This window comes from Cereibacter johrii, from assembly GCF_001720585.1.
Lineage (GTDB): Bacteria > Pseudomonadota > Alphaproteobacteria > Rhodobacterales > Rhodobacteraceae > Cereibacter_A > Cereibacter_A johrii.
This window is the reverse complement of record NZ_MABH01000136.1, coordinates 36234-57256: the sequence shown is the minus strand read 5'-3', so window position 1 is coordinate 57256 and position 21023 is coordinate 36234. Positions and strand designations below refer to the sequence as shown.

The following is a 21023-nucleotide window of genomic DNA, read 5'->3' as shown; positions in this document are numbered from 1 at the left end:
GCGTGCGCAAGGCCACGAGCCCGCCCCTCTGAGGGACTGCGGACGCGGCTGCCGGCCGGGCGCCGGACAGGACATAAAGACCGAGTTGACTTGTCAGGTATTCTCGGGTCATTAGGAGCGACGCCAGCCAGTCGGGTGCCCTTCGCGTTTCCCTCCGCGAAAGCTGCCCTGCAAGCCACCGAACCCATCAGCACGGTGGACCATGTCGCTGCTTGCACCGCCCGAGCTTGCTTTTCGCAGACCCGCCCCTTCGCCGCGCAACCGCCAGACCGGCCTGAATGCGGTGAGCCTCCTGCACGATCTGCGCTTGCCGGGCGCGGGTGCTGCGCGGCAAGCGCCTCCTTTTCCCGGGCCCGCCCCCGCCGTGCCGACCGCTCCCCACCTCCGCACGGCCTCCCCGTGACGACCTCCACCGCCCTCCCCGCCCGGGGACGCCGCTCGTGATCCCGCATTGAGGAGACATACATGACCCTCGCTCAACAGACCGTAGGCTTCTACGAAGGTCCGCTGCCGGAGGGGCTGCTCGACCATATCGAGGAGCATGTGGCGGCGTTCGAGATCCCGCAGGAGCGGGCGGACGGGCGCCTGCGCATCGCCTATGGCCGGGGCCAGACCGAGATCGAGGCGGCGCGCGGGCGCCTGCGCATCGCGATCCGCGCGGGCGGCCCGGTGGAGCTCTACCAGCTCCGCGAGAGCGCGATGTATCTGCTCGACCATGTCTGCCCCGACGCGGGCAAGGGCATCGCCTGGACCGGCAGCCCCGATACGCAGCGACCGCCGAGCCTTCATCCCGCGACGCTCGTCGCCCGCGAGCGGCGGGGCGCGAACTTCCTGCGGCTGACCATGGGCTGCGCGGACACGGCGGCGCTGGATGCGGGGCCCATGCATTTCTCGCTCCTCCTGCCGCCCGAGGGCCGCGCGCCGGTCTGGCCGCGGCTCGACAAGCGTGGACGCACCGTCTGGCCCCAGGGCGAAGATGCGCTGCACCGCGCGGTCTACACCTTCGTCGCGCTGGAGCCCGAGGCCAACCGCTTCACCTTCGACCTCTTCCTGCATGAAGGAAGCCGGGCCAGCGCCTGGGCGCTCTCGGCCCCGCTGGGCACCGAGGTGGCGGTGATGGGGCCGGGGGGAGGCGATCTTCCGGACGCGGGCGACATCCTCCTTGCGGGCGACGAGACGGCGCTGCCCGCGATCCGGCGCATCCTCGAGACTTCCGCCGCCGACCGGCGCGGCCGGGTGCTGATCGAGATCGGCGACGACGGCGACCGCGTGCCCCTCCGCGCGCCGGATCGCGTCCAGGTGACATGGCTCCGGCGCCACGCGGGAGAGACGCTGCTTGCAGCCCTGCGGGCCGTCGATCTCGATCCCGATGCGCCGCCCCCCTACCTTTGGGTGGCGGCCGAGCAGACGACCGTGCGCGAGGCGCGCGCCCATTTCCGGAGCGACCCGCGGGTGGCGGCGATGCGCCCCTATTTCTCGACCTACTGGCGTCGGGAGGGCTGAAGCGCGCCAAGCCCTCGGACGGGTGACAGCCCCTCTCGAGCCCCGCCGCCGAGCCGGCTCGGGGCCTTTCCGTGGAACCAATCCTTCCGGGTGCGATTGGGCGCTTGTGCGGCCGGCGATCGGCGTCACCGTGATCGAGGATCCCGATGTCTCGCAGCTCGCCGGTTCAGACGGCGCCTTTCCTCGCAGGATCGGGTGGCGGATGCCGTGGGGCCGACCGTGCCAGAGCGGAGACGCCGCAGGGATCGGGCGTCTCCTGAAAGGAGAGTTCCGATGGCAAAGACAGGCCCGAGCCCCCGGCCCGCACGGTTCGGCCCGAGGTCGATCGAGATCACCGCGAAGGACCGGGCGTCGCGTCGCGCCGTGATCGAGGGCCTGCCCCAGCATACCGAAGTCTTCGTGGCCGACCTGCCCGACCAGCCCCCGGAGGTGGTTCTGGAGGCCGCGGCCGAGATCCGCTCCGCAGGGCTCGAGCCGGTGCCGCATCTCGTGGCCCGCAACATCGCCAGCGCCCATGCGCTCGACGCTCTGCTGGGCGAACTGCGGCGCATGGCTCAGGTGCGCTCGGTCTTCCTCACGGGGGGCGACCGGGCCGAGCCCTCGGGGCCCTTCGCCTCGGCGCTCGATCTGCTCGGGACGGGGATCCTTCAGCATCACGGACTGAGGCGTCTGGCCTTCGCCGGCTATCCCGAGGGCCATCCACACATCCCGGCGGCGGATCTCGAGGAGGCGCTGCGCCGGAAACTGGCGGCCGCCCGGGCCGCGGGGTTCGAGACCCTCCGGGCCTAGCATTCCAGTATTTATCCTGTCAAAACAACGCAAGGTGTCCCATTTTTCGGGACCGTGGGACACTTCGGGCGGCAGACGGGCGGTTCCGGCCACTCGAGCGGCTTCCTTGAGGACACGATCGCGCCCTCAGGGTCGGCAAGACCGGCCCTGGGCCGGCCAAGAAGGCGGCGCTTTTTAGCCCGCCCTCCGCAACGAACAGCGCTCGGGCGATCTACGAAGGCTCGAAGCATGATGACCGCTTCCAGCCCTTCGCGGACGGACAGGCAGCCCGCGGCACAGGTCAGAGCCCAGACACGGAGGGCGGCTCAGTCCCCTCGCTGCAACGCGCTCGACTGGCCGCTTCGGAGGCCTGCGCAGGGAGGGGAGACCGGCGGCTTCGGGCCGGATGCGCCAAGTTGTCGCGCGCGGCTGGGCATCGGCAAAGGGACCGCTTCCTGCGCCCAGCAGACAGCAGTCCTTCGGGAGCAGCTGTTCAACAAGTCATTGTGCCCACAGGGCCATGGTCTCCAAGCAGCACCATCGCCTGGCGCAAGGGGCCGGGTCGTCTCCCGATCACCACTCCATGTCGCTCAGGGCGGCCAGGGCATCGGCCGCCAGCAACCGCCGCTGCGCGCCCTTCGTGTAGATCTCCGAGGTCTTCGCCTGAGTATGTGCCATGATCGCCATGATCTGGTGCTGGCTGCAACCGGCCTCCGCCAGGAGCTCAGCCACCGCCTTCCGGATCCCGTGCGAGGACTTCCCCTCGATGCCGGCCGCCGCGCACCATTTGCGGACACGGTTGCGCAGGCTCTCGGCCGTGCTGAGGGGCTTGCCGTAGTCGGTCAGAAGGTAGGTCGCCCCCTGCACCTTCTGCGCCCGGACCGCCCGCAGGAGGGGCGCCATCATCGGGATCGAGACCGGCGCGCTTCCCTTCTTGCCGGGCTGGGAGTCCAGCCACATCTCCCCTGCCCTCTCGACCTCATGCCGGCGGCCGAGCTTGCGCGCGTCGTCGACCCGGCAGGCCGTGAACATCTGCAGCGTGAGCCACAGATGCGCGGTCGTGCCGAGCGGATGCCTGTCCCGGAACTTCTTCAGATCCTCGGGCGTCTTGGGCGCCGCCCCCTCGCCTTTCATGGCGAGCTTCTTGATGCCCTTGACCGGGTTCTCGGCGAGGAGCTCCGCCTCGTCGATGGCCCAGCGATACATGGCCGAGACGGACTTGATGAGGTTGTTCGCCTCGCCGGGCTTGTCACTCCACTGGTCCCGGGCGGCGATGAAGGCGCTCCGCGGCGCGCACATGTCATATTCGCCGTAGATCCCGCCGCCATCGTCGGTGGGCATGGCGCAGAGCCTGCGCAGCTGGGATCGCCGCTGCTGGAGCGTCAGCTTCGAGGCCTGTCCGGCGTCGACCAGCCGCCCGAGGTGCGCAAGATACTTGTCCACCAGCCACTGGATGGAATGGGCGACCGCCTTGCTCTCGGGCGGCGGCCCCTCCCAGCGCCGCCCCTCTCGCGCGGCCGTATAGTGGTGATAGAAGTCGGCATGGTCGGGCCCGACCGGGATGGCGGTGCGGAGCAGCTTGTTGCCCTCGGCCCGGACGCGGAAGCGGATGGCCCCGGACGGGAGCTTCTCGCGCAGGAGGCCCGGGAAGTTGTGCTTCACGTCGATCACCTGGTCGGCCACTGCTTCGGCCCACCACGCTGAGCCGCGGGCGCCGAGTCGTCCATCGCCGCCGTGATGCGGATGGTGCCGTCCTTGGTGATCTCCATCCCGCCGACCTTCAGCCCGCACTCCTTCCAGGCGGCAATTGCCCGGCTGATAGCGGTCTTCGTGACGGTGGCTGATCGCATGTCCTAGATCTCCTCGTCTTGTCCGCCCACGTTCGGCAGCCTCACCCACATGCCGCGACCTCCGCTTCGGCCCACCCGCCCCACCGGTCGGCGCAGGCCTCGGCCACGCCCTCGAAGGTGCGGCTGCGGAATATCCAGCGACTGGGCCCCGGCGGTGCGCGATGGACGGCAGACCAGCGCTTGTGCTCGGGCGTGCCGGGCCGGGGCGGCGTCAGCCGGTTGGTGGCGGCGAGCCGCGGCAGACCGCGCAGATAGAAGCTCGTCGCCTTGAAGAAGGGCTCGCCGAACCACCACGGCTGCACCGTCTGCGGCCGCGGCAGATCCGCCGGCAGACGGGCCCGCGCGTGCGGGTTCATCACCGGGTTCTCGACCGCCACGCGCGGCACCGGCGCCTGCCAGCAGGCCGCAAACAGCGCCGCCCCGCGGTCGAGGTCCGCCCACAGGAAGGCCAGCCGCTCCTCACGGCTCATGCGCAGGTAGGCCTCCCGCTCCGCCGCGGCATAGGTCTCGGGCAGGCGCTTCGAGGGCTCATGCAGCCACCGGACGCCGCTGTTGCAGAGCCTTGTGCAGGGCGGGTGCGCCACGACCAGCAGATCCCAGCCGTCGGTCAGATGGTCGCGCACATCGCCGACGATGTGGCGGTTCGAGCGGTCCTCTGCCGGCAGGAGGTCGCAGGACCAGACGTCATGCCCGCGGGCAGCAAAGGCCCGGCGCATCACGCCCGAGGTCTCGCAGCCGATCAGGATGCGCAGGGGATCAGCCACCGGAGGCCTCCACCGCCCGGCGCACCGCCTCGACCGGCACGCCGCAGCTGCGCGCAACACGGCGATACAGGCCGGGCCGGTCCTCCGAAGTGGCACCGCCGAACGGAAGATACCGCGCCGTTTCGGAGAGGACCTGCTGCTACGCGGACAGGATCGAGGATTTGCTCTTCATGGGAATGCTCCGCAGGTTCGGGAGAAAGGGCCCGGGCCGCGGAGGCGCCGGGCGAGTTGAACGGAAGCTGCGCGGATCGCCGGCCGCGCCGGGATGGGTCAGGCCATGCCGAGCGCGGCCTTGTAGAGCTCGAGGAGCGTCTCCTCCTCGGCGATGTCGTCCGGGGTGAGCGATCTGCTGGCGGTCGAGAAGGAGATCGGCTGGGGGTGGTGTGGCATTCGGGTGCCGGAATGACCGACGATCGGTTCGCGATCTTCCGTTCGGTTCGGCTCGACGGACCGGGACGGCGGCACACCCTATCCGAGACCATCAGCAGCGACACCCCGCTGCCCGATCTGGCGGAACTGGCGCAGGCGGCGGCGGCCGCCTGGACCGGGAGGTGGAGCGTCGCCCCGCTGTAGCTTCAACCCGCGGTGCCCTACCCCTTCGATGAGGAGCCCCTCGATGCGGAGGCGGCCCGCGCGCTCGGCGGCCGCATTCGCCGCCAGCTCGACGCTGCGGCCATCATCGGAGGTGAAGAGATCGCCGGATGCCCAGCGGGCTGGCTGCGGCTGCTCGCCGCCGCTCTGGACGGCCTCGTCCGCCTCTCCGAAGCCGACCCGAGTGCGCACGCCATCCGGGTCGCGCAGGTGAAGGAGAAGTTCGGCACCGGGAGGCTCTACCTACGCGCCGAGGGGACCGCGCAGCTGCGCGCGAAGGTTCACCGTCGAGGCGCTGGCCGAGGGCGAAACTTGCACGCCGGCGCCCGGGGCAACGGCGGTCCATTGCGGCCACTCCGTGCAGAAGGATCTGGCGGGAGAATGAGACGACGTCACCCGGCGGCTGCCGCCGGGTGACGCACCCTCATTGTGCCTGTCTAGGATCGAAAGCCGCGGAAGTGGTACGCCTCCGGCACGGGGGGTGGTGGCGCCAGAGGCACCGCCGATCATCGGTCGGATCCGAGGTACCTCCTCTCCCGTCGGAGGATCGCGCGCTCAGGCGAAGGGCGCGGGTTCCGCGGCTCGATGAACCTCGTGGGCCGCCTCGATCAGCGGGCCGATCGGCCCGGCCTCGCAGAGCATCAGCGCATGGATCATCGCCCGGCCCTCCTGCCCGCGGCGGACGTGGTGCAGGACGCGCACGAGCCGCTCCTCGTCCGCCGTGATCCGGGCGGCGCAGCCGGGGCAGAAGGGATTGGCATAGCGGAAGGGCTCGCCGCGTGAGAGGGCCATGGTCTGGACGAAGGCCAGCAGCGCTGCCATGGCCTGGTCGCCATTTGCAGGCCCCAGAAGGGTTCGGGCGAGCATGACGGCCTCGGGCCCGCCCGGCGGGCGGTTCTGCGCCACGCCGACGAAGAGGTGACGCATGAGCGTGAGCGCGCGCCGCTCGACCTCGTCAAAGCCGCAGTCGGACAGGCGCTTGCCCTTGCGGCAGCCCTGGGCGTCGCGCTGGCGTGGGTCGGGATGGGTCATCGAAGTCTCCGGCCTCGGCGCCGCTGGGGCGCGGGATGATGCGATCTGCCGAGGCTGGGGCGCCGTCGGGTGTGGGCGCTGGCTGGGTCTCAAATGACTGACTGTTTTTATCGGCGTGCCTCCGTCGGCTCCCTATCCCGCGCGCTGGGCCAGTTCGCCCAACCCCTTGCTCTTCTTGTCCGGAATTTCCCCCCGGCACCCAGTTCCACCTTCCGCCTGTATTCCGGTCCCCGGCCCGTGATCCGACTTGATAGTGGCGCGGGTCTACGCCTGTGTCGTCGGGCAAGGAGGCGGGATGGATGGTCAAGAGACTGAAACTGAATGAGAAAACCCTGCGCGAGGCTGAGCCGAAGCCCGGCGTCAGCTATCAGATCTTCGACACCGAGGTGATCGGCTTCGCCGCCCGGGTGCAGGCCTCGGGCGCGCGGACCTTCACTATCGACTACCGGCACGCCGGGCGGCAGCGGCGGATGACCATCGGGCGCTGGCCGGAGTGGAGCGTCACGGCCGCCCGCGAACGTGCCAAGGAACTGCGTCGCGCAATCGACGAAGGGCAGGATCCTCTGGCGGCGCGCGACGAGTGGCGCGGGGCCCCGCGCGTCACCGACATGATTGACCGCTACATCGCCGAGCATCTGCCGAAACTCGCCAAGACCAATGCGGGCGACCAGGTGTCGATGCTAAAGAAAATGGTCGAACCGGCCTGGGGCAACCGGCTGGTGACAGAGATCACCAAGTCCGACGTCGCGAAGTTCCTCGATTTCGTGGCCGAGGGGCGTCCCCGACCCTGCAAGGCGAAGCCCAACAACCGGGCCCGCAAACTGCAGGGCCACAAGCCCACCCCGATCCGGGCCAACCGCATGGGCGAGGTGCTGCGCAAGATGTTCACGCTGGCGGTGGAATGGGACTGGCGGACGGACAACCCCGCGCAGGGGTTCCATCGGCGCATCGAACATGCCCGCGAACGGTTCCTGTCGCCCGAAGAGCTGACACGGCTGGCGGCCGTGCTGGATGCCGCCGAGGATCAGCGTGCAGCGGCCATTATCCGCATGTGCATGTTGACCGGCGCCCGGGTGGGCGAGGTCCGCACCGCGCGGTTCGAACAGTTCAACCTCGACTATGCGATCTGGTCGAAACCCGCCTCGACCACCAAGCAGCGCAAGATCCATCGTGTGCCTATCTCGCAGGACGTCGCGGCCATCGTGCGGCTGCGCCAGCTGGTGGTGCCGCGAGGCAACCCGTGGCTGTTCCCCGGCGACACTGTCGGCCAGCCGGTGCGGGAAATCCGCCGCTTCTGGGCCAAGGTGCAGAAGGATGCCGGGCTGGCCGACGTCCGCATCCATGACCTGCGCCACACCTTCGCCTCGCTGCTGGTCAGCGGTGGCGCATCGCTGGAAATGATCGGCAAGCTCTTGGGCCACAGCCAGATGCAGACCACCCAGCGCTACGCACACCTGATGGATTCGCCGCTACGTGCGGGCGTCGACACGGTGGCTAGCCTCCTGCGCCCGCGGCCGCGCCTTGTGCATGAGGCGGCACAGGATGAGGCTGGCGTTATGTTCCACGATGCTGCTATCTGATTGTCCGCACGAAGAACTGGACTAACACCGCGATGCCCAGACAACCCACATTGCAGCAATTGGAAGAAGCGAAGGCAGAACTGGACCGTCTCATGGAACGGGATGGGGAAGACACTTCCGGAAATCTCGACAAGTATCATGGCCGAATCTCCGCTGCTCGAGAGGAGGTGGCTCGGATCACCGCTCAGCTGAAGAAGCTCGGGATCCTTCCATATACAGAACGCGAACGCATCTCGGCCGAACTGGATGAAGCCTTTCCAAATGCTGCCAAAGGCGTGGAAGTTGTTTGGAATGGAAAGCGATTTTCCAAACGGATGAAGCCCCGATCCAAGAGCCGGTCCGGCCGGACTGTCTATACATGGGACACCTGGTGGGATTGCCTCGGTGATGCTGTAGAAGTCGATCCCGAACAGACGGCAGCAGCAGCCGAACTTGAGCGCGCCCTGAACGAAAAGTTCCCGAACGCTCGATCTCGAGATACTGTTGAGCATGACGGGAAAAAGTACGTAAAGCGTTATGCACCGGAACAGATGAGCAATTCCGGGAAAACAGTCCGAAAATGGCGTACTTGGTGGGAACCGGTTTGACAGAAGCGCCCGTGCTTTTCTTGGCTCGGGCGAAATGATCTCAACCTACCGAAATCGGCCTGATCCTCACGCGGCATCTTCGCCCCGCAACCTGCGCCAGAGCGAGGTCAGCCGCTTTCGGATCGTGCTTTCATCCGGCACCTCGCCCGATTTCGAGTTCTGCACGAACCACTCCTGCACCAATGTGACGAGCGCAGTCTGGGTCTCGGGGACGCCCTTTTCGAAGAGCGACCAGGTCAGCCATGCATACATCGCGTCCCAATCGTATCGCGGGCCCGAGCCAATGCTGGAGGCCGGGCGCCGCAGCAGATCGCGGTCCTCCTCGAACTGCTGCAGCGTCACCGCGTCGATCAACAGATCGGAGGACCGCACCAGCACCCCCTCGGCCGGATCGGTGACCTTGAGCCAGGACTTGCTGCCCAGCGGCATCACCCGCTTCAGCCGCGCCTGCTCGTCGCTAGGGCCAATCCGCCGGAACATCGGCATCAGCTCGGCGATCGGCACCTGCACCATTCCCGCGACCGTTTCCTCGCCGCAACTGACCGGAGGAATCCCCGCCAGCACCTGCAGGTGCCCCGCCGCAGCCCATCCCGCCACGTCGGCCGGGTGACATCCCCAGCGCACCGCAATCTCGTAGATCGAATAGAAGGCAACAGGCGGCAGGGGCATCAGATAACTCCTTCAGACAAACCCTATCCCGCGGCAAAAGCCGCGAGAGGGCAGGTTACAAATGACCCGCCGTGCGGAGGCACGTGGGCGAGACCGGGTGCGGAGCGAGTCGTTGTGTGAAACCGCCTGTAGTCCAGAGCCATACCGGTTGCGGCACTGGCGTCTGGTTATGTTCGTTTTTCGATTCTTGTGGACTGCTCCCGGAAAGTTTACGCACACGCCTCGCGTGTGTTTACTCACGAACCCGTGAATTACGGCGGCGACCGACAAGTTCCTGTGGATATCGCCGAACCCCGCCCAGAGGCGACCGGAACAACAGGTTCCGCCAATTCCGCCCCCATCAAATCCGGCGAAAGCGGTTGAACCGAGGACAATGTGGGCCACCGGGGCGATAGCGACCCAGCGCACCGGAATTGCAGCCGGAAGACGTCGCACTTTGGCCCTTGCCCGGCGACCTGAAATTCCCCGTCAGCGGCTCGAATTCAAATTTCCTCCAATGAAAACAGTGGCGGAAGAAGGCCGGAACCGGCAATTCCACCTTCCGCCTGTTTTCCGGCCTCGCCGCTCTGCTTCGCTGCTCCTGACCCCGAGAGGCGCAGGACACGAGGGAGCAGCCGATGAAAGACATCCAGACCGAACCCGACGCGGAGATTGTTGATCTGCTGGCCGACTGGATCAGCCGCGAACAGCTGGCGCAGGCGCTTGGCCTGACCGCCGACACCCTGTCGCGCTGGGAAGCCCGCCGCCAGGGTCCGCCTTGCACACGCATAGGTCGCAAGACCTATTACCGCCGCGCCGCGGTTCAGGAATGGATCCGGGCGCAGGAGCAGGCGCATCCGGTGCGCAAATCGCGGGGGCGGGCATGATGGTGCAGGCCCGCAATTCCGCCTGGCCCGCCGATCGCGTGGCCGAGGCCCGCGCCGTCGTCGCCGATGCCGCGCATCACAGCGACCATCTGCTCCGCCTCGCCTGCACGGTCCTCGCCACACATGGCGAGAGCGCGACCGAGCGGGCCGACGCCCAGCGCCTGCTGCTGGTGCTCGATGCGCGGCGGCCCGTCGCCCGCGCCCAGCGCGAAGACCAAGGGAGGACCGCGCAATGAAACGTCGTGGTACCCCCGAGGCCGATCTGCAGCGCGCCGTGGTGCAGGCGCTGCGCATCGCCCTGCCCCGCTCGGCCATCATTCACCATTGCGCCAACGAGGTAACCGAGGCCGGGCCCCGCGGGGCGAAGCACCAGGCGATCCTCGTCGGCATGGGCGTCCATGCCGGGTTCGCCGATCTCATGGTCTTGTGCGACGGCCGTGTCCTGTTCCTCGAACTGAAGGCGCCGAAGGGGCGGCTGCGACCGGAGCAGGAGGCGTTCCGCGATGCGGTGCAGCCGCAGGGGTTCGGCTGGGCGCTGGTGCGAAGTCTCGACGACGCGCTGGGTGCGCTGGCCGATCACGGCTTCACCACGCGCATCGCCCCTGCCCCGCGGAGGCCCGCGCCATGAGCCACGAGGCCACCAACTGGGCCATCAAGCAGCGCGGCCTGAAGCCCACGACCAAGATCGTGCTCTGGCACCTCTGCGACCGGTTCAACCCCGACTATGGCTGCTTCCCCTCGCAGGACCGGCTGGCGCATGACTGCGAGATCAGCCGGTCCACGCTGAACGATCACCTTGCCCAGCTGGAGGCCGTGGGTCTGCTGCGGCGCGTGCCGCGGCTCGATCCTGTGACCAAGCGACAGCTGCCCACCCGCTACATCCTGGAGTTTGAGCCGGGCTTCACACCCGGGGCTGTGGTGCCGTGTCCGGAAATCGGACACGGTGACGACGACGGCGCAGAAAGCGTCGACGATGCCGATGGTTGTGCTGGTGACGGCATGGCCGATGCGCTGCCGTGTCCGGATTTCGGACACGGGGGTTGTGCCGGAGCCGTGTCCGATTTTCTGGCTGACCCGTGTCCGGAAAATGCCGAAAGCCGTGTCCGGATTTCGGACACTAACCCTGTAAGGGAACCTTTAAGAGAACCAGTAAAGGAAGAGGAGAGCGCGCAAGCGCGCGAAGCGATTTCCGAAGAGATGTTCGAGGCGCTGCTCGACGCGCTGGGCCTCGACCCCGCCGCCCTGCCCGGCTGGTGGCAAGGCTGGCCGCCCCGGCTGCACGTCCTGCGCTGGCGCGACGAGCTGGGGCTGACCGAGGCGGAGATCATCGCCACGGCCGAGGCCAGCCGCCAGGAACACCCCGATCCGCCCGATGGCCCGAAGGCGCTGGACCGGGTGATGCAAAGGGCGGCCAAGCGCAAGGTCGAGGATGCCGGGCGGAAGCGCAGAAAGCCCAAGGCGGCCCCCGCCCCGGCCGCGAAGCCGATCACCGACCTGCCTGCCTTCTACGCCGATCTGGTCAATTCCGACCGCTATCTGCCGGTCAGCGCGATCAGCAACACGATGCGCGACGCCATGCTGGCCCGGGGGCTGGTCACGGCCGAACGCCTGCGCGAGCGCGGGGTGCGGTGAATGGCATGGTGTCACGTCCCCGGCACGGATTGTCCCTCTGCGCGGGCGGCGGAGGCCTTGATCTGGGCCTCATGCTCGCCGAGCCCGGCTATCACACCCGCGCCTTCGTCGAATGGGAGGACTGGCCGCGCGCCGTCCTCATCGCGGCCCAGCACTCCGAATACTTCGCCCCGGCCCCGATCTGGACCGACCTGCGCAGCTTCGATGCCCGCCCCTTCCGCGGGGCCTTCGATGCCGTCCTCGCAGGCTATACCTGCCAACCCTTCAGCGCGGCCGGGAAACGCGGCGGCGCCGACGATCCCCGCCACCTCTGGCCCGATGTCGCCCGCGTTATCGGCGAGTGCCGCCCCGAATGGGTCTTCCTCGAAAACGTCGCCGGGCACGTCACCCTCGGCCTCGAGACCGTCCTGCGAGAGCTTTGGGGATTGGGCTACATGCCTGCGGCGGGCCTGTTCTCGGCGGCAGAGGTCGGCGCGCCGCACGAGCGCCTCCGCATCTTCATCCTGGCCCACACCGATGAGCCTGCATCCCGGCACCGGCCGCTACAACCCGGCCGGGAACAGCGACTTTACCCGGAAGGCCGAGGCGCTGGCGCTGGGCATCGCGAAGGCTCTGCCGAACCACTGGCCAACCCCGGCCGCGCAGAACTGGAAGGGGTCGAGCCAGGCCAGCATCACGCGCAGCGACGGCAAGTCCCGGATGGACCTGCTGCACTACCGGGCGGAGCAGGGCTTCACCCGCCCGGCCCCGGCGACCTTCCCGGATGGACCGCGGTCCTCGCCGCACGCCCCGATCTCGCGCCCGCTTTGGGCTTCGATGATTGCCTCGCATGGGCGCGTCGTCTCGCGGCGGATCCTGAAGGGCCGGTCACGGCGGCGGTTGAACCCGCTCTTCGTCGGATGGCTGATGGGCTGGCCCATCGGGCACGCGCTCTGCGCCTGCTCGGCAACGGAGTTCACCCTCTGGCAGCAGCACATGCGTGGCGCTCTCTCGCAGCTGCCCATGGCCTCGGGCCCGTGGATCTGGCGACCGACCGATGCGGCCCAGCGCCCGGCGCAGATGAATTTCCTTGAAGGATTGCAGCCATGAGTTTCCACGGCCGCGTCAGCGGCACCAGGATCAAGCGCGCGCTGGGCGTGCAGGCGGCGCTGGAATGGGCATTCCGGATCGAACAAGCGCAGCTGGAACTGCCCCTGCCCCCGGATGTCACCGAGGAAGGCTTCGGCTTCGGCCTGGAATACGTCCTGCTGCAACGGGCCGTGCTGGGCTGCAAGATCGACGGCGGCCAGCACAAGATCGGCGGCTACACCCACGAGGACGCCGAGGTGATCGCTGCCACCGTCGCCGGGATCCCCGACAGCCTCGGCGGCAAGCGCATGGCGATCCGCGTCGCGGAACTGGCCCGCGCCGGGCTGACCCCGGACTGGATGCCCGGCGCCGTCCCACGCTGCGTGCCGACCATCGTCAAGCAGAACCAGCATGGCACGCATGCGGGGTCCATCGTCGTGGGCACAGAGCGCATCCGCGTGCGTGGCGCGGGCGCACGGGCGACGTGGAAGACTATCGACATCCTAGCCTGCCCGGTCACCTTCTCCCCCCACCCACAGCAGATCGACGCCGCGCGGCGTGGATATGACGACTGGTGGCAGGCGCTGGGCTGGGTACGGGACGGGCTGATTGCGGGCGGCATGCTGCGCGAGGTCGAGGTGACGGCGGCGATGCCGAAGGTGTCTCCTTGGAGGGTCCGTTAGCGCCCGGGCTTTCCGAACAGCACGTCTGGGAATGGGCTACCCTCGGAGATATGCTCGATCAGCTTGGTCTTTGGATATTCGAACCCGTAAATCCAATCCGAACGCACGCGTCGAAGCAACCACACCTTCTCACCGCCGAAGTCAAAGGCGGTGATTACACCCACTTTTGTCCACTCCTTGAGCAGTCGGGCAGAGTAAAGCCAGAGCTGGTCGACGACACCGTCTTTCGTATCGTGCCGCATCCCCTCGTACTTTGCCCGCATGAACTGGCTGGCGTCGGTCTTGCGGCGCATGGCGTCCACGACCCAGATGATGTTCTGATGAAACGCAGTGCGCTGCAGTGCCTCGTCCGACTTGAGGTGGGAGTGCTGAAATTCAACCACCAGCCCGTGCGGCGTCTTGATATCCGCGATGTGCAACTCCCCTTTTGGGTCGCGAGCAGGAATTTCTTGCCAGTCAGTAGGAAAGTTGTTCTTCCATGCGCGGCGCCATTCGGTTTCGTTTTCCCACCAGGGGTCACAGTGCCGCTGCCCCTTATGTGCCCAGTGCCAGACCTTGACGTTGCCGCATTTGGCGACGAGCTCAGCGCCACACCCGGGACATAAACCCCTCGCTTGGGGCGCTGCTTCAATTCGGGACTCGTTATGGATGGCAAATCGCATGTCTGAGGCTCGTGCAAATCATGGATCGGGGGAATGAAGGGGTTGCACGGGCGCCATGATTTGTCCAATCAGTCTCCGCGGCTACCCCGCCACCTCGCTCGTCTAGCGGGTGGCTCGAAGTGCCGCCCTGACGAGGTTCCCGACCTACTGACCAAGTCAACTTTGGGCTGTAATTTCCATGAAAAGTCCTTAGCTTCGCTGCAATAGCTGATGTCCCCGAAGGTTCCCGATGTCCGATTCCCTGCGTGATCTTGTCCTGTCCCTTATCCCCGAAGATGGTTCCACCATCGGCAATCGTGCCCTGATCGCACGGCTCCGCGAAAACCTGCCGGATCTGACGGACGAGGACTATCACGAGGTTCGTGACCAAATGATCGCCGAAGGCGTGCTTACCAAAGGGCGCGGTCAGGGTGGCTCGGTCGCAAGGGCAAATGGTGACGCGCCCAAGGCACAGCAGCCTGCCAAGCCCAAAGCTGCGCCAATCGCATCCTCGGCCGGGTCTGGCGCCTATGCGCATGCCGACCAGGCGGTTCTGCGTCCCGATGTCGGGGTCGAGGCGCAGTTCTCGCATCGCAAGCCGCCAAAGACCTATCGCTACGACTCCAGCCTCGCGCCGGAACTGGCATGGGACGAGAACGGCGAGCGGCCGTTTGCGGAGTGGCTGCTGAACCTGGTGGCGGATGCGGCTGAAAAGGGCGAGGCCACGGTCTTTGCCCAGCCACAGGTCTGGAAGGGGACGGAGGAGCGGTTCACGTCGCTGTCGCAATGCGCGGCGCGGCTGCGCAGCTTGACCAAGCCCTTCCTGAACTGGGCAGGCAAGGCGGAACGGCAGCAGATCAGCGTGCCGACGCTGCCCCTGTTCGTGCACGAACGTCATTCGACGTCGGCGATCCTCGAAACACTGAAGTCCCACAAGGCGCGCGGGCAGACGCTGGACCTGTTCGGCGATCTGGACCTCGACATTGCCGACCGGCTGGATGCCTACGAGCACAAGGGCCCGTGGACCAACCGCCTGATCCTTGGCGACTCGCTGCAGGTGATGAACTCGCTCCTCGTATACGAGGGATTGGGTGGCCAGGTGCAGATGATCTATTTCGACCCCCCGTATGGCGTGAAGTTTGGCTCGAACTTCCAGCCCTTCGTGAGGGACAAAACAGTCAAAGATAACCACGGTAAGGACGAGCACATGATCCGCGAGCCCGAGATGGTGAAAGCCTACCGGGACACATGGGAACTCGGTCTTCACTCATACATGACTTTCATTCGAGATCGGATGCTCCTCGCGAAGGAGCTCCTATCGGAATCAGGAAGCGTATTCGTCCAAATTTCCGACGACAATCTTCATCATGTGCGCGAAATCCTCGATGAGGTCTTCGGTCCGGAAAACTATGCTGGGCAGATCGCCTTCTTTAAAACCAGCTCTCAATCCACAGACAGCATTCCCTCCGTGTGCGATTACCTTGTAGTCTACGCAAAGGACATCGAACGTCAGGCATTTACCGCACTTTCGCGCCCCAAGAAACCCGGCGATGTCGGCGCCAAGCAATACACGTCGATCTTTTCACCCGACCTGTCTGACATGCGAAAGATGACGGAAAAAGAAATCTCCGGCGAAGACCCTATCCCAACGGGATGGAAGATCGGAAGGCTTGGTCCGATTACCTCGCAGGGTTACCAAGAGGGGCGGAGCAAGCCATACAATTTCAAAGGCATCGAGGTTCCTTGCGCGAGAAACCGTCACTGGAGTTATGATCCAGAACCCGGCAAAGAGATGGATAAACTTGCTGAGAAGGGGCGCCTCTGGTGGAGTGGTACCAACCTCTCAACAATTCTACTGCTGGAGGACAATCCGCTAACCTACCTCGACAATATCTGGATGGACACAGGAACTGGCAGCTTTACCGAAGATCAAATGTACGTCGTTCAGACCGCAGAAAAGGTAATCACGCGCTGTCTCCACATGACAACGGAACCAGGAGACCTTGTTCTTGATATCACCTGCGGGTCTGGCACCTCCGCATTGGTAGCCGAGCGCTGGGGTCGGCGCTGGATTACGGTCGATACGTCGCGCGTTCCCATCGCCTTGGCAAGGCAGCGCCTTCTAACGACTGCATTCCCTTGGTACCGCCTCAAAGAGCCTTCGAAGGGACCTGCCGGTGGATTTGTTTACGAGCGAAAGCAGAACAGAAAAGGCGACGAAACTGGAGGGCTTGTGCCCCGCATAACCCTCAAGAAAGTGGCTAACGATGAAGACCCCAAGATGGAGGTGCTGGTCGACCGCCCCGAAGTGAACGACAAGATCACGAGGGTCTGCGGACCCTTCACGGTCGAGGCCACTATTCAGGCTGCGATGAGCATGGAGGACGATACCGACGGGACGTCCGCGCAGCCCCAGTCTTCCAGTCCGCGCGCCTACCTTGACCGGATGACCGAAGTACTGCGCCAAAGCAAATCGCTGAGCCTGCCCGGGAACGTGACGCTGCAACTAGACAACGTTCGCCCACTGGCCGACCGCGAGTATCTGCATGCCGAGGCCGTGGCAAAGAACGGCAGCGAGAAAACCATCGCCATCGCCTTCGGCCCGGAGGACGGCGCCATCGGATCCGACTACGTCTTCAACGCCGCGATGGAGGCGATGCAGCAGGGCTTTAGTCAGCTGTTCCTGTTCGGCTTTGCGATCCAGGCCAAAGCTCGTGAGCTTCTGGAAAAGATGAAGATCCCGACGGCCTACATCGCGGTGACGCCGGATGTGGTGATGTCGGACCTGCTGAAGACGTCGAAGAACAGCGAAATCTTCTCGATTACCGGCCTGCCGGATGTGCGGTTGAAGAAGGCAGGGCAACGTGCCGATGGCACGCCGCTCTATCGTGTGGAGCTGCGCGGGCTCGACATCTTCATGCCGCATCTGATGGACACGGATCACATCGACGCGGAAAACCTGCCCTGCTGGATGCTCGACACCAATCACAACGGCATGGCGTTCTATGCCAGCCAGGTGTTCTTCCCGAAGACCAGCGCCTGGGACAACCTGCAGAAATCGCTGAAAGGCCAGTTCGAGGACAGCGTCTGGTCGCACCTTGCGGGGACGGTCAGCGAGCCCTTCGCGCTGGGCGACAAGAAGCGGATCGCGGTCAAGGTGATCGACGAGCGCGGCAACGAGCTGATGGCGACCCGCGGCGAAGAGGATGCCGTCTGATGTCCGTTGCCGCAGAACAAGACGCACCGCAACCGATCCCCGAGGATCAGCCGGTCATCATCAACTCGCCGTTCCGGGAACCGCAGGTTCACTGGAAGATCGAGAAGGCCAAGCCCCCCTACAAGGCAGAGGGTCGGCGCCGTGCGAGCTATTTCTACCGCGTGCCGGAACATTCCGGCCGCGGCCGCCCTGACCGCAATCAGGCGGAGCTGTTCGAAAGCCAGGCGGGCGAAGAGGTCGAACTTGAGATCGTCAACGCGATCCGCGGTCGCGTGAAGGATTGGCGGGCAGGCATCCACAGCGGTGGCGTGGCCTATGATGGCGCGTCGCCTGTGACACGGGAACTACTGGAACTCTGGCGCAGCGATCAGCGCATGCAACGCCTGTTCTTTGCGCAGATCGAGGCGGCCGAAACGATCATCTTTCTCGTCGAGGCCAAAGACGTTTACCGCAAGGGCGTTCCCGAAGTTCCTCGGGACGAACCCGGGCTGGAGGCAAAGGCGGCCGGTGTCCGCGCCTTTATTCGTTACGCCTGCAAGATGGCGACGGGCAGCGGCAAGACGACCGTCATGGGCATGCTGGCCGCCTGGTCGATCCTGAACCGCGTAGCCTCACCCCGCGATGACCGGTTTTCGGACACGGTCCTGATAGTCTGTCCGAACGTCACGATCCGCGAGCGGCTGCAAGAACTGGACCCTGCGCTGGGCGATGTCAGCCTCTACCGGACGCGCCAACTCGTCCCGCCGCACCGTATGGAAGAGCTGCGCCGCGGCGAGGTGATGATCGCCAACTGGCATCGCCTGGCGAAAAAGGAGACGAACACAGTCAACGGCGATAGCGCCAAGGTCGTGAAAACCGGGGAAGCGGTCGAGGTCGTCAAGAATGCTGGCAAGGCCAACGAAAGCGTGGAGACGAAGTACTTCGAGTCCGATCCGGCATGGTTCAAGCGTGTCCGCCGAGAGCTGGGCAGCGGCAAAGGCCGGAGTCCGCATTGGCTGATCTTCAACGACGAGGCCCACCACGCCTATCGTCGCGGCGATGCGGCAAGCGAGGAAAGCCTCGACGAGGACAAAGATCTCGCCAGCAAGAACGCTCGGGAAGCGACTATCTGGGTTGAGGCGCTGGACAGGATCAACAAGCTGGCTGGCGGCGGCCGCAGGCGCGGGATCAACCTGTGCGTCGATCTTTCGGCAACGCCTTTCTACATCCAGGGATCAGGCAACGAGGTCGGGAAGCCCTTCCCCTGGATCGTTTCGGACTTCAGTCTGCTCGACGCCATTGAATCGGGCCTCGTGAAGATCCCGCAGCTACCCGCCCGAGATGTATCGGGGGCGGAGGAAGCCGCTTACTTCAACATCTGGCGGTGGGTGCAGGCGAAAGCCAAGGAAGATGGCCTCGGCACCAACATCACGCCCGAGATCGTGATGAACTATGCCTCGGCACCGATCAATCTGCTCGCTCAAGAATGGTACCAGCGGTTTTCGGAGTGGGAGCAGCAATCCAAGCAGCAGCAGAAGCACCCGGTGCCGCCCGTGTTCATCGTGGTCTGCCGCGACACGGCGGTCGCCAAAGAGGTCCACGGTTGGTTGGGTAATGGCAACGATAGCTACGGCGTCGCGCCCAGCTGGTTCAGGAACGCGCCCGGACAGGAAGTAACGGTCCGGATCGACTCGAAGGTGATGGAGGACATCGAGGACGGCGGCTCGAAAGACGAGACCAAACGCCTCCGGTTCATCCTCGACACCGTGGGCAAGGCGACTTGGCCGGGAGGCAGGATCCCTGAAGACTGGTCCGAACTGGTCCGTAAGCACAATGACAAGGTCGCAAGCGATGAAAATGACGGTTCGATAAAGTGGATCGATGAGCGCATACCGCCAGGTCGCGATGTGCGGTGTATCGTTTCAGTCGCCATGCTGGCGGAAGGATGGGACGCGAACACGGTCACGCACATCGTTGGTTTGCGGCCGTTCGGGTCACAGCTCCTGTGCGAACAGGTGGTCGGCAGGGCATTGCGGCGCAAGAGCTACGCGTTGAACGAAGAAACCCAAATGTTTGCCGAGGAAACGGCAAAGGTCTTTGGGGTTCCGTTCGAACTGATCCCCTTCAAAGTCAAACCAGTCGGCCCGCAGCCGCCCCAACCCGACCCCAATCACATCTTCTCCGTCCCCGAGAAAGCAGACTACGAAATCACATTCCCGGTCGTGTCCGGATACCATCAGACGGGGCATTTCGATGTTCATGTCGACTGGTCCAAGGTGTCAAAGGTCACCATCGATCCAATGAAGATCCCACAGACGGTGGAGCTGACGCCGCTGACTTCACCGGACGGCTCGCTCGCCGTTTTCGGACCGGGTGAGCGACCCGTGTTGTCCCTGAGAGATTGGCGGGCGCGATTCCGCGATCAACAGGTGGCATTCAGACTCGCTCGGGAGGTCTGTGCTCGTTGGCAAGCCGATAACGGCGCAGAAGCTGTTCCGGTTCAGCAGCTATTTCCGAAGGTTGCGTTCGCATCAAAGCGATTCCTCGACGAGAAGCTCGATTTAAAGGGTGACAGTCTACCAAGAGACTTGCTGTTGGTAGGCGAGTACATGCAGGCTGCGATCAGCTCCCTGCTTGAGGCAATCAAGAAAGGTTCGAAGACGGGAGAGCGCGAGGTCGCGGTCATTCCAACTGGTGCAGCAGGGCGCGGAAGCACCTTGAACGTCGATTTTCATTCGACAAAGCCAGTCTACCCAGTCAATCGATGCCACCTCAACGCGATGGTGGCCGATACTGAGAAATGGGAACAGAGTGCTGCATTCCTTCTCGATAGTCATCCTGGGGTAAAGCGCTGGGTCAAGAACGATAGGCTTGGCTTCACTATTCCTTACCGACATCGAGGTGTTGTCTCTCGATATGTCCCTGACTTCATTGTCGTAACCGACAAAGGTCTGAACGTAATCGTCGAGATCAAAGGTCGAGTTAATGACGATGCAGACGCGAAGGCAAAGGCAGCTGAGCGCTGGGTCGAAGCCGTAAACCACACAGGCGGATACGGGACGTGGCGCTATCTGCTGGTAGATGATCCAGGCAAGGTCGGACTGGCCATCAATGGCCTAGCGAGTCAGAAGTGGGACCTGGAACAGCAGAGTGCAAACTTGCCACTGTTCAACAGTGATCAGTTTCCGAATGCGCTCAAGGGCACGCTCCTTCAGCACTTTAGTGACATGCCAAATATGGTTAAGGCAGGCCAAATACTGTTTGAACAGGCGCAGCAAGAAAACAGGAATTTTTTCCAGCTAAGGCATATTGAATCTGCTGCAAGTGCCGCATCATGCGAAGTGATCCAAGGTCTGTCCGTTGTTTCGGCATTGACAGACTATGAGCCCCCACTCCTGCGCATGAGGCTGCTTCCAGTTTCCGGGTCGACCAGCACGGCGGGCTTGGCCGACCTATTCAAAATGATGGCCGCTTGGAAGCAAGGTAGGATTACAAAATCAGAATGGCGAAACTGGGCGAATAGTTTCGAAGTAAGGTGGGAGTTCATGGAAGGGTTTACGCGGTGACTGTGAACCCGAACTCAGCCCTCGCTT

At 64.9% G+C, this 21023-nt stretch carries 19 protein-coding genes and 2 pseudogenes; 14 read left to right on the top strand and 7 right to left on the bottom strand.

The window, feature by feature from the left end:
• Window positions 1–465: 465 nt before the first annotated feature.
• Both A9O63_RS11330 and A9O63_RS11325 read left to right on the top strand, forming a co-directional pair.
• Window positions 466–1503 carry a siderophore-interacting protein gene (locus tag A9O63_RS11330; RefSeq protein ID WP_069332028.1) on the top strand — a complete coding sequence of 346 codons (1038 nt, stop codon included), beginning with the start codon at window positions 466–468 and terminating at the stop codon, window positions 1501–1503.
• A gap of 273 nt (window positions 1504–1776) precedes the next feature.
• Window positions 1777–2292 carry a methylenetetrahydrofolate reductase gene (locus A9O63_RS11325; RefSeq protein WP_235836966.1) on the top strand — a complete coding sequence of 172 codons (516 nt, stop codon included), beginning with the start codon at window positions 1777–1779 and terminating at the stop codon, window positions 2290–2292.
• A gap of 552 nt (window positions 2293–2844) precedes the next feature.
• On the opposite strand, the gene A9O63_RS11320 is transcribed toward A9O63_RS11325, so the two are convergent.
• The 4 genes and pseudogenes from A9O63_RS11320 to A9O63_RS23650 form a co-directional block, all read right to left on the bottom strand.
• Window positions 2845–3954 (bottom strand): site-specific integrase, encoded by a 1110-nt coding sequence (locus A9O63_RS11320; RefSeq protein WP_235836965.1) that lies wholly within the window; start codon window positions 3952–3954, stop codon window positions 2845–2847.
• A complete protein-coding gene (locus A9O63_RS11315) occupies window positions 3939–4121 on the bottom strand; it encodes a hypothetical protein (protein ID WP_069332027.1) in 183 nt (60 codons plus the stop codon). The genes A9O63_RS11320 and A9O63_RS11315 overlap by 16 nt, the downstream gene beginning before the upstream one ends.
• Window positions 4122–4162: 41 nt before the next feature.
• A complete protein-coding gene (locus A9O63_RS11310) occupies window positions 4163–4885 on the bottom strand; it encodes a hypothetical protein (RefSeq protein WP_069332026.1) in 723 nt (240 codons plus the stop codon).
• Window positions 4886–5155: 270 nt separating this feature from the next.
• Window positions 5156–5233, bottom strand: a pseudogene (locus A9O63_RS23650) (DUF2312 domain-containing protein); the annotation flags it as partial.
• Window positions 5234–5287: 54 nt separating this feature from the next.
• Between A9O63_RS23650 and A9O63_RS23100 the strand changes: the two are divergent.
• A complete protein-coding gene (locus tag A9O63_RS23100) occupies window positions 5288–5458 on the top strand; it encodes a hypothetical protein (protein ID WP_167354619.1) in 171 nt (56 codons plus the stop codon).
• Window positions 5459–6031: 573 nt separating this feature from the next.
• Here A9O63_RS23100 and A9O63_RS11305 read toward each other — a convergent pair.
• Window positions 6032–6508, bottom strand: a complete 477-nt coding sequence (locus A9O63_RS11305) for a hypothetical protein (RefSeq protein WP_069332025.1) — start codon at window positions 6506–6508, stop codon at window positions 6032–6034.
• A gap of 299 nt (window positions 6509–6807) precedes the next feature.
• Here A9O63_RS11305 and A9O63_RS11300 point away from each other — a divergent pair, with 299 nt between their 5' ends.
• Complete coding sequence (locus A9O63_RS11300; RefSeq protein ID WP_069332024.1) at window positions 6808–8088, top strand: tyrosine-type recombinase/integrase; 1281 nt, start codon at window positions 6808–6810, stop codon at window positions 8086–8088.
• Between the two features lie 32 nt (window positions 8089–8120).
• Window positions 8121–8675: a hypothetical protein gene (locus A9O63_RS22805; protein ID WP_141703078.1), complete on the top strand. Its 555-nt coding sequence runs from the start codon at window positions 8121–8123 to the stop codon at window positions 8673–8675.
• A gap of 66 nt (window positions 8676–8741) precedes the next feature.
• Here A9O63_RS22805 and A9O63_RS11295 read toward each other — a convergent pair whose 3' ends face one another.
• Window positions 8742–9344: a hypothetical protein gene (locus A9O63_RS11295; RefSeq protein ID WP_069332023.1), complete on the bottom strand. Its 603-nt coding sequence runs from the start codon at window positions 9342–9344 to the stop codon at window positions 8742–8744.
• A 617-nt stretch (window positions 9345–9961) separates the two neighbouring features.
• On the opposite strand from A9O63_RS11295, the gene A9O63_RS11290 reads away from it, so the two are divergent.
• From A9O63_RS11290 to A9O63_RS11260, 7 genes and pseudogenes are all read left to right on the top strand, one after another.
• On the top strand, window positions 9962–10210 hold the full coding sequence (locus A9O63_RS11290) for a helix-turn-helix transcriptional regulator (RefSeq protein ID WP_069332022.1): 249 nt from the start codon (window positions 9962–9964) through the stop codon (window positions 10208–10210).
• Window positions 10207–10446, top strand: coding sequence for a hypothetical protein (locus A9O63_RS11285; RefSeq protein WP_069332021.1), 240 nt, complete (start codon window positions 10207–10209; stop codon window positions 10444–10446). The genes A9O63_RS11290 and A9O63_RS11285 overlap by 4 nt, the downstream gene beginning before the upstream one ends.
• Complete coding sequence (locus A9O63_RS11280; RefSeq protein WP_069332020.1) at window positions 10443–10838, top strand: VRR-NUC domain-containing protein; 396 nt, start codon at window positions 10443–10445, stop codon at window positions 10836–10838. Before A9O63_RS11285 ends, A9O63_RS11280 begins: the two co-directional genes overlap by 4 nt.
• Window positions 10835–11842 carry a helix-turn-helix domain-containing protein gene (locus A9O63_RS11275; RefSeq protein ID WP_069332019.1) on the top strand — a complete coding sequence of 336 codons (1008 nt, stop codon included), beginning with the start codon at window positions 10835–10837 and terminating at the stop codon, window positions 11840–11842. The genes A9O63_RS11280 and A9O63_RS11275 overlap by 4 nt, the downstream gene beginning before the upstream one ends.
• A 5-nt stretch (window positions 11843–11847) precedes the next feature.
• Window positions 11848–12306: pseudogene (locus A9O63_RS23375) on the top strand (DNA cytosine methyltransferase); the annotation flags it as partial.
• 52 nt (window positions 12307–12358) lie between these two features.
• Window positions 12359–12931, top strand: coding sequence for a DNA methyltransferase (locus tag A9O63_RS23370; RefSeq protein ID WP_069332017.1), 573 nt, complete (start codon window positions 12359–12361; stop codon window positions 12929–12931).
• Window positions 12928–13593 (top strand): hypothetical protein, encoded by a 666-nt coding sequence (locus A9O63_RS11260; RefSeq protein ID WP_069332016.1) that lies wholly within the window; start codon window positions 12928–12930, stop codon window positions 13591–13593. Before A9O63_RS23370 ends, A9O63_RS11260 begins: the two co-directional genes overlap by 4 nt.
• Here A9O63_RS11260 and A9O63_RS22800 read toward each other — a convergent pair.
• The gene (locus A9O63_RS22800; protein ID WP_069332015.1) at window positions 13590–14255 is read right to left on the bottom strand and encodes a competence protein CoiA; all 666 of its coding nucleotides are present in this window, start codon (window positions 14253–14255) and stop codon (window positions 13590–13592) included. The genes A9O63_RS11260 and A9O63_RS22800 overlap by 4 nt on opposite strands.
• Before the next feature lie 229 nt (window positions 14256–14484).
• Between A9O63_RS22800 and A9O63_RS11250 the strand changes: the two genes are divergently transcribed.
• A complete protein-coding gene (locus A9O63_RS11250; protein WP_084295810.1) occupies window positions 14485–17451 on the top strand; it encodes a site-specific DNA-methyltransferase in 2967 nt (988 codons plus the stop codon).
• Entirely contained in the window at window positions 17451–20996 is a 3546-nt protein-coding gene (locus A9O63_RS11245; RefSeq protein ID WP_205631838.1) for a BPTD_3080 family restriction endonuclease, read from the top strand. Before A9O63_RS11250 ends, A9O63_RS11245 begins: the two co-directional genes overlap by 1 nt.
• The last annotated feature ends 27 nt before the right edge of the window (window positions 20997–21023 follow it).